Source organism: Pseudomonas sp. MYb327 (genome assembly GCF_040438925.1).
Lineage (GTDB): Bacteria > Pseudomonadota > Gammaproteobacteria > Pseudomonadales > Pseudomonadaceae > Aquipseudomonas.
In genome coordinates this window covers 4,599,885-4,614,375 of sequence record NZ_CP159258.1, presented here as the reverse complement: position 1 = coordinate 4,614,375, position 14,491 = coordinate 4,599,885, and the positions used below count along the sequence as shown (strand labels likewise).

Below are 14,491 nucleotides of genomic sequence, written 5' to 3'. Positions count from 1 at the left end.
TGCTATATTCCGCGCCCGCGAAATTCAATGAAAGCCAACACCGGTTATCGACATGCAAGCAGCCAAGCCGTTATTTGACTATCCCAAGTACTGGGCCGAATGTTTCGGGCCAGCGCCATTCCTGCCGATGAGCAGGGAGGAGATGGATCAGCTTGGCTGGGATTCCTGCGACATCATCATCGTCACCGGTGATGCCTACGTCGATCACCCGTCGTTCGGCATGGCAATCATCGGCCGGCTGCTGGAGTCCCAGGGCTTCCGCGTCGGGATCATTGCCCAGCCGAACTGGCAGTCCAAAGACGACTTCATGAAGCTCGGCGAGCCGAACCTGTTCTTCGGCGTCGCGGCCGGCAACATGGACTCGATGATCAACCGCTACACCGCCGACAAGAAAATCCGTTCCGACGACGCCTACACTCCGGGTGGCCTGGCGGGCAAACGCCCGGACCGCGCGAGCCTGGTGTACAGCCAGCGCTGCAAGGAAGCGTACAAAAACGTGCCGATCGTACTCGGCGGCATCGAAGCGTCGCTGCGCCGCATTGCTCACTACGATTACTGGCAGGACCGCGTTCGCAACTCGATCCTGATCGACGCCTGCGCCGACATCCTGCTCTACGGCAACGCCGAGCGTGCGATCGTCGAAGTCGCCCAGCGCTTGTCCTACGGTCACAAAATCGAAGACATCACCGACGTGCGCGGCACCGCGTTCATTCGTCGCGATACGCCGAAAGACTGGTACGAAGTCGACTCCACGCGCATCGACCGTCCGGGCAAGATCGACAAGATCATCAACCCGTACGTGAACACCCAGGACACCCAGGCCTGCGCCATCGAGCAGGAGAAAGGCCCGGTTGAGGATCCGCAGGAAGCCAAAGTCGTGCAGATCCTGGCCAGTCCGAAGATGACCCGCGACAAGACCGTGATCCGTCTGCCGTCGGTGGAAAAAGTCCGTGGCGACGCCGTTCTCTACGCCCACGCCAACCGCGTGCTTCACCTGGAAACCAACCCGGGCAACGCTCGCGCCTTGGTTCAGAAGCATGGCGAAGTCGATGTCTGGTTCAACCCGCCGCCGATTCCGATGACCACTGAAGAAATGGACTACGTGTTCGGCATGCCCTACGCGCGCATTCCTCACCCGGCGTACGGCAAGGAGAAAATCCCGGCCTACGACATGATTCGTTTCTCGGTGAACATCATGCGTGGCTGCTTCGGCGGCTGCACGTTCTGCTCGATCACCGAGCACGAAGGCCGGATCATCCAAAACCGTTCCCATGAGTCGATCATTCGCGAAATCGAAGAGATTCGTGACAAGGTCCCGGGTTTTACCGGCGTGATCTCCGACCTCGGCGGTCCGACCGCGAACATGTACCGCATCGCATGCAAGAGCCCGGAAATTGAATCCGCGTGCCGCAAACCATCGTGCGTGTTCCCTGGCATCTGCCCGAACCTGAACACCGACCATTCGGCGCTGATCCAGTTGTATCGCAGTGCCCGTGAATTGCCGGGTGTGAAGAAGATCCTGATTGCTTCCGGACTGCGCTACGACCTCGCGGTCGAGTCGCCGGAATACGTGAAAGAGCTGGTGACCCACCACGTTGGTGGTTACCTGAAGATCGCCCCGGAACACACCGAGGAAGGTCCGCTCAACCAGATGATGAAACCGGGCATTGGCAGCTATGACAAATTCAAGCGCATGTTCGAGAAGTACTCCAAGGAAGCGGGCAAAGAGCAGTACCTGATTCCATACTTCATCGCCGCCCACCCGGGCACCACCGACGAAGACATGATGAACCTGGCGCTGTGGCTCAAGGGCAACGGTTTCCGTGCCGACCAGGTGCAGGCGTTCTACCCGTCGCCGATGGCCACTGCCACCGCGATGTACCACTCGGGCAAGAACCCGCTGCGCAAGGTCACTTACAAGTCTGACGCGGTTACCATCGTCAAGAGCGAAGAGCAGCGCCGTCTGCACAAAGCATTCTTGCGTTATCACGACCCGAAAGGCTGGCCGATGCTGCGTGAAGCGTTGACCCGCATGGGCCGCGCCGACCTGATCGGGCCGGGCAAGAACCAGTTGATCCCGCTGCACCAGCCGTCCACCGACAGCTACCAGAGTGCCCGTCGCAAAAACTCGACGCCGGCCGGCAGCCACAAGGTTGCTGGGGAAAAGACCACCAAGATCCTGACCCAGCACACCGGCCTGCCACCCCGCGCCAGCGATGGCGGCAACCCGTGGGACAAGCGCGAACAGGCCAAGGCTGCGGCGTTTGCCCGCAATCAGCAGGCGGCCAAGGAGCGCAAGGACGCGGCCAAGGGCAAAGGTCCGAAACCGACCCGCAAGCCGGTCGTGCCGCGCTAGGCCACGCTGGGGCTGAACAAAACGCCAACCTTCGGGTTGGCGTTTTGCATTTCAGGGGCGGCGAGTTTCATGTGTGGCGCCACATTTACGTGCAATCGATGCAAACCAATTTCCCGCGTCGCCCGATTTTGGTGCTGTACTGCCTCCAGTAACCGGAGAAAGCGCCAGCGCTGCTGGATGGCATAAGTCTTGCGCGCTTTCGAATACGCTTAGGGCTCGCAGGAGGCACGCCGTGTCGATTCATGTCGCATTGCACCACGTCACGCATTACCGCTACGACCGCGCAATCGAGCTCGGTCCGCAGATCGTTCGCCTGCGCCCGGCCGCTCACAGTCGCACGCGGATTCTGTCCTATGCGCTGAAGGTGTCGCCCGAGCAACACTTCATCAACTGGCAGCAGGACCCGCAGGGTAATTACCTGGCGCGGTTGGTGTTTCCGGAGAAAACCAACGAGCTGAGGATCGAAGTCGATTTGCTGGCCGAAATGGCGGTGTTCAATCCGTTCGACTTCTTTCTGGAGCCTTACGCCGAAAAAATTCCTTTCACCTATGCCGCAGACGAGCGCAAGGAACTGGCGCCGTACCTGGAAACCTTGCCGCTGACGCCGAAGTTCAAGGCCTACCTCGACGGCATCGACCGCACGCCGCTACCGGCCGTGGATTTCCTCGTCGCCCTCAATCAGCGCCTCAGCGAAGACATCGGCTACTTGATCCGCATGGAGCCAGGTGTGCAAACGCCTGAGCACACCCTCGAACAGGCTTCCGGGTCCTGCCGCGATTCCGCGTGGTTGCTGGTGCAATTGCTGCGCAACCTGGGTTTGGCGGCGCGCTTCGTCTCCGGTTACCTGATCCAACTGACTGCCGACGTGAAAAGCCTCGACGGTCCGTCAGGTACCGAAGTCGACTTCACCGACCTGCATGCCTGGTGCGAGGTGTATTTGCCTGGTGCTGGCTGGATCGGTCTGGATGCGACCTCAGGGCTGTTTGCCGGTGAAGGACACATTCCGTTGGCTTGTAGTCCCGATCCGTCCTCTGCGGCACCAATCAGTGGCTTGGTGGAACCGTGCGAGTGCGAATTCAGCCACGAAATGTCGGTGGAGCGGATTTGGGAGGCGCCACGGGTTACAAAGCCCTACACCGAAGAGCAGTGGCTGGCGATTCAGACACTGGGCCGGCAGATTGATGCCGACCTGCTGGAAGGCGATGTGCGCCTGACCATGGGTGGCGAGCCGACGTTCGTGTCCATCGATGATCCGGACGGTGCCGAGTGGAACACCGCTGCATTGGGGCCAGACAAGCGTCGACTGTCCGCCGAACTGTTCCAGCGCATGCGCCAGCACTACGCGCCGAAGGGTCTGGTGCATTTCGGTCAAGGCAAGTGGTACCCCGGCGAGCAACTGCCGCGCTGGTCACTCAACTGCTACTGGCGTCGTGACGGCGTGCCGATCTGGCACAACACCGCGCTGATCGCCGACGAGCAGGAAGACTACGGCGCCAATGGCGAGTTGGCAGGGCGTTTCCTGGCAAGTGTCGCCGAACGCCTGAAAATTCCGACACGCTTTGTATTTCCAGCCTACGAAGACAATTTCTATTACCTCTGGCGCGAAGGCGCTTTGCCGCAAAACGTCAGTGCCGAGGACTCGCGACTCGAAGAGCCGCTGGAGCGTGCGCGTCTGCGCAAAGTTTTCAGCCAGGGCCTGGATAAAGTGATTGGCCAGGTCTTGCCGCTGGCACGCACCGCCAAGGGCGATCAGTGGCAGAGCGGGCGCTGGTATCTGCGTGACGAGCACTGCCGACTGGTGCCAGGGGATTCACCGCTGGGCTATCGTTTGCCGCTCGGGTCGCAGCCTTGGGTGAAGGCGGCAGAGTACCCGTTCATTCATCCGCAGGACCCGAATCAGGATTTCCCGGCACTGCCCGATTCGGCGCAACTTCAGAGTCAAGGCGTCGCGGCCGTTGCAGAAGATCGTGCACCGAAAATAGACGAGTCCGCCGACTGGCTTACCCGCACGGCATTTTGTGCCGAAGCGCGGGAAGGCCGGTTGTACCTGTTCATGCCACCGCTCGAGCGGGTCGAGGACTATCTGGAACTGGTCGCCGCCATCGAAGCCACTGCCGAAGAACTGCGTTGCCCGGTACTGCTGGAAGGCTACGAGCCCCCGAGCGATCCGCGTTTGAGCAACTTCCGCATCACGCCGGATCCGGGCGTGATCGAGGTCAACGTTCAGCCATCCGCGACGTGGGACGAGTTGGTCGAGCGCACTGAGTTCCTTTACGAAGAAGCGCGCCAGACCCGCCTGACTACCGAAAAATTCATGATCGACGGGCGGCACACCGGCACCGGCGGCGGTAATCATTTCGTACTGGGTGGCGCGACACCGACTGACTCACCGTTTCTGCGTCGTCCGGATTTGCTGCGCAGCCTGATCAGTTACTGGCATAACCATCCGTCGCTGTCCTACCTGTTTTCCGGGTTGTTCATTGGCCCCACTTCGCAAGCGCCGCGGGTGGATGAGGCGCGTAACGATGCCTTGTATGAACTGGAAATCGCCTTCGCACAGATGCCTGCACCGGGCGAAGAATGTGCGCCGTGGCTGGTCGACCGGTTGCTGCGCAATCTGCTGATCGACGTTACCGGCAACACGCACCGCGCCGAATTCTGCATCGACAAGCTCTATTCGCCGGACGGTGCTACAGGTCGCCTTGGCTTGCTGGAGCTGCGCGCTTTCGAAATGCCGCCCCATGCGCGCATGAGTCTGGCGCAGCAGTTATTACTGCGGGCGCTGGTCGCGCGGTTCTGGCGCGAGCCTTATGCGCCGCCGAAACTGGCGCGCTGGGGCACGGAATTGCACGACCGGTTTCTGTTGCCGCACTTTATCGAGCAGGATTTCGCCGACGTCATCGTCGATCTCAACGCCGCCGGTTATCCGGTGCGGGCCGAGTGGTTTGCGGCGCATTTGGAATTCCGTTTTCCCAAGGTCGGTGATTACGCCGTCAGTGGTGTGGCGCTGGAGCTGCGCCAAGCGCTTGAGCCGTGGCACGTGCTGGGTGAGGAGGGCGCGGTCGGTGGCACGGTGCGGTATGTGGATTCGTCGCTGGAGCGCTTGCAGGTCAAGCTCACCGGTCTGGCGCCCCAGCGCTATCTCCTGACCTGCAACGGCGTCCCGGTGCCGTTGCAGCCGACAGGGCGCGTTGGCGAGTTTGTCGCGGGTGTGCGTTTCCGCGCGTGGCAACCGGCCAATTGCCTGCAACCGACCATCCCGGTGCACGCGCCGCTGGTGTTCGATCTGCTCGACACCTGGATGGGCCGCTCCTTGGGCGGTTGCCAGTACCACGTGGCCCACCCGGGCGGGCGCAACTACGACAGCTTGCCGGTGAACGCCAATGAAGCCGAGAGCCGGCGGATGGCGCGTTTCTTCCGCATCGGACACACGCCTGGGAAATTTCCTATACCGATTCTGGAAATTAACGACGAGCTACCGATGACTCTCGATTTACGACGTTTCTAAACCGTACGCGACGCTCGGATTTTTCGTATATCCGGGCGTCATGAGCCTGCGTTAGTCTGACCGTTCCTTGCTGTCTGCCGAGCTTTCCATGCCTGACCTGCTAGACCGCTACCCGCTGACAGCGGGCACCTATCATGAACTGCTCGACGAAAGCGGAACGGTACGTCCGCACTGGCGTCGATTGTTCGACCAATTGCAGCGCAGCACGCCAGCGCAACTGGCGCAGCGTCAGGCACTGCTGAGTCGGCAGATTCAGGAAAACGGCGTGACCTACAACGTTTACGCCGACCCCAAGGGTGCCGATCGTCCGTGGGAACTCGATCTGCTGCCTCACGTAATTGCGGCCGATGAGTGGGCTCGGTTATCGGCCGGAATCGCCCAGCGCGCTCGACTGCTCAATGCCGTGCTGGCCGACCTGTACGGGCCGCAACGCTTGATCGCCGAAGGCTTGCTGCCCGCCGAACTGGTATTCGGTCATAACAACTTTCTATGGCCCTGTCAGGGCATTAGTCCGCCTGACGGGGCCTTTCTGCATCTGTATGCCGTGGATCTGGCGCGCACACCCGATGGTCGCTGGTGGGTGACGGCGGACCGTACGCAAGCGCCGTCCGGCGCCGGTTATGCACTGGAAAACCGCATGATCGTGTCCCGGGCCTTTCCTGAGTTGTACAGGGATTTGAAGGTGCAATACCTGGCCGGATTCTTTCGCACGCTTCAGGAGACCCTGGCCCGCCAGGCACCGAGCGACAATGAAGCACCGCTGATCGTGTTGCTGACGCCGGGACGCTTCAACGAAAGCTACTTCGAGCACCTTTATCTGGCGCGGCAGCTTGGTTATCCCTTGGTTGAGGGCGGCGACCTCACGGTGCGCAATGCCACGGTTTACTTGAAAACCCTGAATGGCTTGCGGCGGGTCCACGCGATCATGCGCAGGCTCGACGACGATTTTTGCGATCCGCTGGAACTGCGCACCGATTCGGCCCTTGGCGTGCCGGGTCTGCTCGAAGCCGTGCGGCAGGGGCGGGTGCTGGTGGCCAATGCTCTCGGCAGCGGCGTGCTGGAGTCACCGGGTTTGCTCGGGTTCTTGCCGAAGATCAATCAATTCCTGTTTGGCGAGGAATTGACCCTGCCGTCCATTGCTACGTGGTGGTGCGGTGAGGCGCCAGTGTTGGCCCAAGCTTTGGAAAAACTGCCGGAACTGCTGATCAAGCCCGCATTTCCGTCCCAGAGCTTCGCTCCGGTATTTGGCCGCGACCTGAGTGAAAAACAGCGCCAGGCCCTCGCCGAGCGCATGCAGGCGCGCCCTTACGCCTATGTTGCGCAAGAACTCGCGCAGTTGTCCCAAGCGCCGATCTGGCAGGCCGAGGACGGTCACTTGCAGCCACGGGCGATCGGCATGCGTGTGTATGCGGTGGCCAGTCGCGACGGTTATCGGGTCCTGCCCGGTGGCTTGACCCGTGTCGCCGCCGAGGCTGATGCCGAAGTGGTATCGATGCAGCGCGGCGGTGCGAGCAAGGACACTTGGGTGCTGGGCGACCGCCCATCGAGCGGCGAACAATGGAACGCCCAGCGCAACATCGGTGTGCATGATCTGGTGCGACGCGATCCCTATCTACCGTCGCGGGTGGTGGAAAATCTGTACTGGTTTGGTCGTTACTGCGAACGGTGCGATGACAGCGCGCGGTTGTTACGGATCATGCTGGCGCGATATGTCGACGGCGATGACCCGCAGGCGCTGGACGCTGCGGTCAAGCTCGGCGAGCGGCTGATGCTATTACCGGATGAAGGCGAACTACCGGAACGGCTGCTGGCCGCAATTCTTGGCGATGATTGGTCATTCAGTCTGCGCTCCAACCTGCAACGTTTGCAGTGGGCGGCGTCGCAGGTGCGCGGCAAGCTCTCGCGGGAAAACTGGCAGGCGCTGGTGGAGTTGCAGCGCGAAGCCATGGAACTGGAAACCGAAGAACCGGACTTCGGTGAGCTGCTGGATTTCCTCAACCGCTTGGTGATGTCCCTGGCGGCGCTGTCCGGGTTTGCCCTGGATGACATGACCCGGGACGAAGGCTGGCGCTTTTTGATGATCGGCCGGCGGATCGAGCGCCTGCAATTTCTCAGCGGCAGTCTGGCGGCGTTCCTGCGTGGCACCGGGGCTTTCGATCAGGCAGGGCTGGAATGGCTGCTGGAACTGGGCAACAGCAGCATCACTTATCGCTCGCGCTACCTGGCGGTGGCGCAATTGATCCCGGTGCTAGACCTGTTGTTGCTCGATGAACAGAACCCGCACGCGGTGCTGTTCCAGTTGAAGCTGGTGACCCGTTCGCTCAAGCGCCTGTGCGACGACTTTGGTGCACCTCGCGAAGCAGGCCTGCCGCAGTTGGTGGAGCGCCTGGCGCGTTTCGATCTGGGTTGCCTGGAAAACCCGTTGTTTGGTGCGGCCAGCGTGCGTGCTGCCGTCGAGGGGCTGGCCGATTTGCTGCAACAGATCGCCGATGCCAGCGGACAGGTGTCGGATCGCCTGGCCCTGCGACACTTCGCCCATGTCGATGATGTCAGCCAGCGCACGGTGTCCGTCTGATGAGCGCCCGTTACCAGATTTTCCACGACACCCATTATCACTACGACAGCCCGGTGTCTTTGGCCCAGCAACTGGCGCACCTGTGGCCGCGTTCGTGCGCCTGGCAGCGCTGTTCCGCTCAGCAATTGCAAATCAGCCCCGAGCCGACCTCGCGCCGCGATGAACTGGATGTCTTCGGCAACCCGTTGACCCGGCTGGCGTTCGAGCGCCCGCATGATGAGTTGTTGGTCAACGCCAGCCTTACCATTGAAGTACTGCCACGACCTGTGCCCGATTTCAATTTGTCTCCAGCATGGGAAGACACCCGCAGTGCGCTGACCTATAGCAGCCAACCGCTTTCGCCCGATTTGCTTGAGGCGTGCCGATACCGCTTCGAGTCGCCCTATGTGCATTTGAAGCGCAACTTCGTGGAATTTTCCGAGAGTTGCTTTCCACCGGGGCGACCGCTGTTGCTTGGCGTCCAGGCCTTGATGGAGAAAATATTCAGCGAGTTCACGTTCGACGCGGAAGCGACGCAAGTCGCGACACCGCTGGTGGAGGTGCTGGAACGTCGACGCGGGGTCTGTCAGGACTTTGCGCACCTGATGCTCGCTTGCGTGCGTTCCCGTGGTTTGGCGGCGCGTTACATCAGTGGCTACCTGCTGACCCAGCCACCGCCGGGTCAGCCACGACTGATCGGCGCCGATGCATCCCATGCCTGGGTGTCGGTGTATTGCCCGGTGCTGGGTTGGGTTGATTTCGATCCGACCAACAATGTGCAGCCGGCGCTGGAGCACATCACTTTGGCCTGGGGGCGGGATTTTTCCGACGTGTCGCCGTTACGCGGGGTGATTTTGGGAGGCGGCAACCATGACCCGGAAGTTAGCGTCACCGTAATGCCATTGGAATAACCAGGGTCAGCAGCAACGCTGCCAACCCTGGACACAGATCCGGGGGGCCTGATCAGATCATCCGGCCCGGAGGGTATCAGGCGTCGGGCGCCTGATCTTTCGGTGCATCAACATCATCTTCTGCTGCCACTTCACCATCTGGGTTCAGTGCTGCTTCTTCAGCTGTAGCTTTCTTGCGCTGAAGCTTTTCCTCTTTCTTCTGCTCCTTGGCCAAGTCACGCTGACGTTTGGCGAAGGAATAATTGGGTTTAGCCATGGGCGATCCTCTGGGGTCGAAGGTGAGGTTGAGCGGCGCATATTCTGCCCTGTATCGGTGCCGAGTCGTTAGTCGGGTTTTTGCTCGACCCATTTGGGCAGCACTGTCGGTTGCCAGCTATCGAGGGCGTCGAGCAGAGTTTGTGGCGATTCGCTCACTTGCAGCATGTCACGGTGCGCGGCCCGAACGAAGCCTTCGCCGACGATGTGATCAAGAAAACCGGTGAGTTTGCTGTAGAAAGCATTCACTTCCAGCAATCCCAGCGGTTTTCCGTGGTAGCCGAGCTGGCCCCAGGTCCAGACTTCGAACAGCTCTTCGAGCGTGCCCAAGCCACCGGGCAGGGCGATGAAGGCGTCACTGAGTTCGGCCATCCGCGCTTTGCGCGCGTGCATGCCGTCGACCACTTCGAGGCGAGTCAGGCCTTTGTGGCCGATTTCCTTGTCCATGAGGCTCTGCGGGATGATGCCGACCACTTCACCGCCGGCCGCCAGTGCGGCATCGGCGACGATGCCCATCAGCCCCACGGCGCCACCGCCATACACCAGGGTCAGCTTACGCTCGGCCAAGGCGCGGCCGAGGGTCACAGCCGCTTCACGATAAGCCGGGTTGGTGCCGGTGCTGGCACCGCAAAATACACAAACGGATGTTAAAGACATGCCTTCCTCCATGGTCGATCAGGGTCACAGAGTAAAGGCAGGCACGCGCCGCTCCAAGGACTAGACTTCGCGTTTGGGCGTTTCGTACGTTCCGCTGGCGCCGCAGGCGTAGGCGGCAAGCAAGCTGCACAACAGGCTATTGAGGGACATGACAAACGCTCCGGCAAGTGATGATGGCCTGATCTTAGGCCCGGGCCAGACGCCTGGCTGGTAGATTCTTTCGATGACTGTTATAGCTCGAAAGTTGTATACAATTTTTGATTCAAGTCATATGAACTTGCGAAGTTTTCAGGCAGTCTTCTGTCCATTCGCATTTCTGCTAACCCTGCCTTGGAGATTCACCATGTTTGCCAAACTTGTTGCGGTATCCCTGTTGACACTGGCCAGCAGCCAATTGATGGCTGCAGAGTGCAAAGTCACCGTTGACTCCACAGATCAAATGTCCTTCAACACCAAGGCCATTGAAATCGACAAGAGCTGCAAAACCTTCACCGTGGAACTGACCCATTCCGGTAGCTTGCCGAAAAACGTCATGGGCCATAACTGGGTGCTGAGTAAAGAAGCGGACATGCAGCCGATCGCCACCGACGGCCTGAGCGCCGGCATCGACAAGAACTACCTGAAGGAAGGCGATGCCCGCGTCATCGCGCACACCAAGGTCATCGGCGCCAAGGAAACTGACTCGGTGACCTTCGATGTGTCGAAGCTTGATGCCAATGAAAAGTACGGCTTCTTCTGCTCGTTCCCTGGCCACATCTCGATGATGAAAGGCACTGTGACGCTGAAATAAGTCGAATCGAGCCCATAAAAAAAGCGTCCGCAATGGACGCTTTTTTGTGCCTGGCGTTTGACCGGGCCATCGTTCATCGCCAGCAAGCCGGCTCCTACGGATTGGTGTCGATTCCGTCATCGCATAACGACAGGAACTCTGCAGGAGCCGGCTTGCTGGCGATGGCGTCGGTTCAGACGCCACCTTACTCACGGGGCAAACGGCATCACACGTTTGTGATGGGTTTTGTTGTAAGTGTTGATGATGATCTTGAACGCTTCCTCACGTACCGGCTGGCCGTGCAGGAACGCATCGATCTCGGCGTAGGTCACGCCGTGGGACGCCTCGTCCGGTTTGCCCGGAGACAGGTCTTCCAGGTCAGCAGTCGGGATTTTTTCCACCAGCGATTCCGGCGCGCCGAAACTGCGAGCGATGGCCCTGACCTGGTTTTTCACTAGTCCGCTGAGCGGTGCCAGGTCGCAGGCGCCATCACCGAACTTGGTGAAGAAACCCATCACCGCTTCCGCCGCGTGGTCGGTGCCGATCACCAGGCCTTGGGCAGCGCCGGCGATGGTGTATTGGGCGACCATGCGCATCCGCGCCTTGGTGTTGCCGAGCACGAAATCCACCGAGACCGCTTGCTTGCCTTCGAACGCCGCGACTTCGCTGGCCAGAGATTTGACCGCCGGGCCGATGTTCACCGTGTGGCGCTCGTCCGGGGCGATGAAATCCACTGAGGCCTGCGCGTCGTGTTCATCAAATTGGGTTTCGTACGGCAGGCGCACGGCGATAAATTTATAGCTGGTGTCACCCGTGCGCTGGCGCAGTTCACGCAAGGCGCGCTGGGCCAGCAGGCCTGCGGTCAGGGAGTCGACGCCACCACTGATGCCCAGCACCAGGGTCTTGAGCCCGGAATTGACCAGGCAATCCTGAATAAAGGTGATCCGGCGGGCGACTTCAGCTTCGAGGGCGGCTTCGTCGGCGAATGGCGGCTGGACCTTGAGCTGTTCAGCAATCTCACGCTGTACGGCTTGCATGAATTCACTCCTTGCTAGATGGGCTTGATGCGCTGGAAAGGGCGGCAGGTACTTGGAAAACGTGTCGCAAATAAGCGACGAAATTCGGGTCTTTGCAGTGAGTCTTGCCAGGCTCGTCGGAGATCTTCGCCACCGGTTGGCCATTGCAGGCGGTCATTTTAAGCACGATGCTCATGGGTTCGACACCCGGAATGTCACACGTCAGGTGGGTGCCGATACCGAAGCTGACATTGATCCGCCCCCGCAGCGCCCGGAATATCTCCAGGGACCTGGGCAGCGTCAGGCTGTCGGAGAAGGTCAGCGTCTTGCTCATCGGGTCGATACCGAGCCGGTGATAGTGCGCGATGGCCTTTTCAGCCCAGACCACCGGGTCGCCCGAGTCGTGCCGCAAGCCATCGAAAAGCTTGGCGAAAAACAGATCGAAATCGCCGAGAAAGGCATCCATGGTGATGCAATCGGTCAGGGCAATCCCCAGCAGGCCACGGTATTCGCGGACCCAGCAATCGAGAGCGGCAATCTGGCTATCTATCAACCGCGGGCCAAGTTGCTGGTGGGCCATGATCCATTCGTGGGCCATGGTACCCAGGGGTTTCATGTCCAGTTCGCGGGACAGGTGCACATTGCTGGTGCCGACGAAGCGCCCGGGGAAATCGTGCTTGAGCACGTTCACCACTTCTTCCTGCACTCGGTATGAAAAACGACGCCGGGTGCCGAAATCGGCTACCTGAAGTTCGGACAATTCGTCGCTGCTGGCGTTGGCGGTCAGCCAGTCGAACTTGCGATAGAGCTGCTCGCGCGCCTGTTCCAGGACAATTTCCCGGTAGCGATAGCGGTTACGCACTTCACTGACGATCGCCAGAATCGGCACTTCGAACAGGATCACATGCAACCACGGGCCGCGTAGACGGATGAATAATTCGCCGTTTTCGATACCGGTCTGGACGTAACGCAAGTTGAAGCGAAACAGCCCGAGAAAGCGTAGGAAATCAGGTTTCAGGAAGGTGATACGCTCGAGAAAACTCAACTGATCGGCACTCAGGCTCAATTCGGCCAGGCGCTCTAACTGGTAACGAATCTCCGCCAGGTACGGGCGCAGATCTTCACTGTTACGGCAACGAAACTCCCATTCGACTTCCACGTTCGGGTAGTTGTGCAGCACCGCCTGCATCATCGTCAGTTTGTAGAAGTCGGTGTCGAGCAGGTTCTGCACGATGCGATCGGCAAACACGCTCTCGCTCATAAAGGGAATCTCCAGCGTTGAAGCGGTATTGATCAATGGCGCTAGTGGCGCATATCCCGGACAGTCATTACCAGCACTTTTTCTACCAACGCAGGCCCTTGTAGGAGCTGGCTTGCCAGTGATGGCGGTCTTTCAATCGACATTAATATCGGATGTGCCGGCCTCTTCGCTGGCAAGCCAGCTCCTACAGGGCGAAGCGTTCATCAGATCGCTGCAGGACTATCGATCTGCTCCAACATCCACTTCACAAAATCCCGCACCTTGGGCACTTCCGCTGAATGTTCCGGGTATGCCAGGAAATAGGCGTCGGTGCTGGGCATTGCATGCTGCCAGGGAATGACCAGTTTGCCGTCGGCCAGTTCCTCTTCCACGAGAAACCTTGGCAGCAGCGCCACGCCACAGCCAACCTGCGCCGCGCGGATGCACATATAGAAGGTCTCGAAACGCGGGCCGTGGTAGCTGTGTTCGGTGTGGTAGCCCTGACTGTCGAACCAGTCGTGCCAGGCCTGGGGGCGGGAGGCGTTTTGCAGCAGGACCAGATCGGTGAGTTGCGTCGGGTCGGTGAAGGGCTCGGCGGGCAGGCTACCCGGGGCGCAGACTGGCACCAGCTCTTCGCCGAACAGCTTCAGGCATTCGGTGCCGGGCCGTGAGCCCTGGCCGAAGTAGAACGCCAGGTCACTGCGCCCTTGCAGCAGATCGTCTGCTTCCTGCTCGCTGCACAGGTCCAGGTGAATCGAGGGATGACGCAACCGCCAGCCTTTCAGGCGAGGCACCAGCCAGCGTGCACCAAAGGTGGGCGGCGTCGAGACGCGCAGGACTTCGGTTTCGCCGCCGTAGGAACGTAGGTAATGGGTCGACATCTCGACTTGTGTGAGGATTTTTCTGACCTCAACCAGGTACAGATCGCCCGCCGGGGTCATTTGCAGGCGTCGGCGCACCCGGCGAAACAACAAGTGCTGCAACAGCTCTTCCAGTTGCGCGACCTGTTTGCTGACCGCGCTCTGGGTCAGGTTCAGCTCTTCGGCGGCCCGGGTGAAGCTCAGATGCCGGGTCACGGCTTCGAAACACTGCAATGCAGCGATCGATGGCAAATAGCGTTTGTTCAGCATGGGCGGTCCTTTGTTTTTGTTTCTTTATTGCCAGCAATGCACAGCATGAATAAACGGAATGATATCTCTCTTAAAGGTCGTTTGTTGAGTAACCT

Annotated in this window: 10 protein-coding genes; 5 read left to right on the top strand and 5 right to left on the bottom strand. The window is 60.0% G+C overall.

Annotated elements, in window-relative coordinates:
• Positions 1-52 precede the first annotated feature (52 nt).
• The 4 genes from ABVN21_RS20815 (at position 53) to ABVN21_RS20800 (ending at position 9,329) form a co-directional block, all read left to right on the top strand.
• Positions 53-2,356 carry a YgiQ family radical SAM protein gene (locus tag ABVN21_RS20815; RefSeq protein ID WP_150705316.1) on the top strand — a complete coding sequence of 768 codons (2,304 nt, stop codon included), beginning with the start codon at positions 53-55 and terminating at the stop codon, positions 2,354-2,356.
• A gap of 232 nt (positions 2,357-2,588) precedes the next feature.
• The gene (locus ABVN21_RS20810; protein ID WP_339554301.1) at positions 2,589-5,864 is read left to right on the top strand and encodes a transglutaminase family protein; all 3,276 of its coding nucleotides are present in this window, start codon (positions 2,589-2,591) and stop codon (positions 5,862-5,864) included.
• An 88-nt stretch (positions 5,865-5,952) separates the two neighbouring features.
• Positions 5,953-8,439, top strand: coding sequence for a circularly permuted type 2 ATP-grasp protein (locus tag ABVN21_RS20805; RefSeq protein WP_339554300.1), 2,487 nt, complete (start codon positions 5,953-5,955; stop codon positions 8,437-8,439).
• A complete protein-coding gene (locus tag ABVN21_RS20800) occupies positions 8,439-9,329 on the top strand; it encodes a transglutaminase family protein (protein ID WP_339554299.1) in 891 nt (296 codons plus the stop codon). The genes ABVN21_RS20805 and ABVN21_RS20800 overlap by 1 nt, the downstream gene beginning before the upstream one ends.
• A gap of 76 nt (positions 9,330-9,405) precedes the next feature.
• Here ABVN21_RS20800 and ABVN21_RS20795 read toward each other — a convergent pair whose 3' ends face one another.
• Together ABVN21_RS20795 and ABVN21_RS20790 are read right to left on the bottom strand one after the other, a co-directional pair.
• Positions 9,406-9,585, bottom strand: a complete 180-nt coding sequence (locus ABVN21_RS20795) for a hypothetical protein (RefSeq protein ID WP_034149642.1) — start codon at positions 9,583-9,585, stop codon at positions 9,406-9,408.
• A 68-nt stretch (positions 9,586-9,653) separates the two neighbouring features.
• Positions 9,654-10,241 carry a TIGR00730 family Rossman fold protein gene (locus tag ABVN21_RS20790; protein WP_339554298.1) on the bottom strand — a complete coding sequence of 196 codons (588 nt, stop codon included), beginning with the start codon at positions 10,239-10,241 and terminating at the stop codon, positions 9,654-9,656.
• Positions 10,242-10,584: 343 nt separating this feature from the next.
• Here ABVN21_RS20790 and azu point away from each other — a divergent pair, with 343 nt between their 5' ends.
• Positions 10,585-11,031 carry an azurin gene (gene azu / locus ABVN21_RS20785; RefSeq protein ID WP_339554297.1) on the top strand — a complete coding sequence of 149 codons (447 nt, stop codon included), beginning with the start codon at positions 10,585-10,587 and terminating at the stop codon, positions 11,029-11,031.
• 188 nt (positions 11,032-11,219) lie between these two features.
• Here azu and nadE read toward each other — a convergent pair whose 3' ends face one another.
• From nadE to ABVN21_RS20770, 3 genes are all read right to left on the bottom strand, one after another.
• Positions 11,220-12,047: an ammonia-dependent NAD(+) synthetase gene (gene nadE, locus ABVN21_RS20780; protein ID WP_339554296.1), complete on the bottom strand. Its 828-nt coding sequence runs from the start codon at positions 12,045-12,047 to the stop codon at positions 11,220-11,222.
• Between the two features lie 4 nt (positions 12,048-12,051).
• Positions 12,052-13,287, bottom strand: coding sequence for a nicotinate phosphoribosyltransferase (pncB, locus tag ABVN21_RS20775; protein WP_339554295.1), 1,236 nt, complete (start codon positions 13,285-13,287; stop codon positions 12,052-12,054).
• A 203-nt stretch (positions 13,288-13,490) separates the two neighbouring features.
• On the bottom strand, positions 13,491-14,396 hold the full coding sequence (locus ABVN21_RS20770) for a LysR substrate-binding domain-containing protein (protein WP_339554294.1): 906 nt from the start codon (positions 14,394-14,396) through the stop codon (positions 13,491-13,493).
• Positions 14,397-14,491 lie beyond the last annotated feature (95 nt).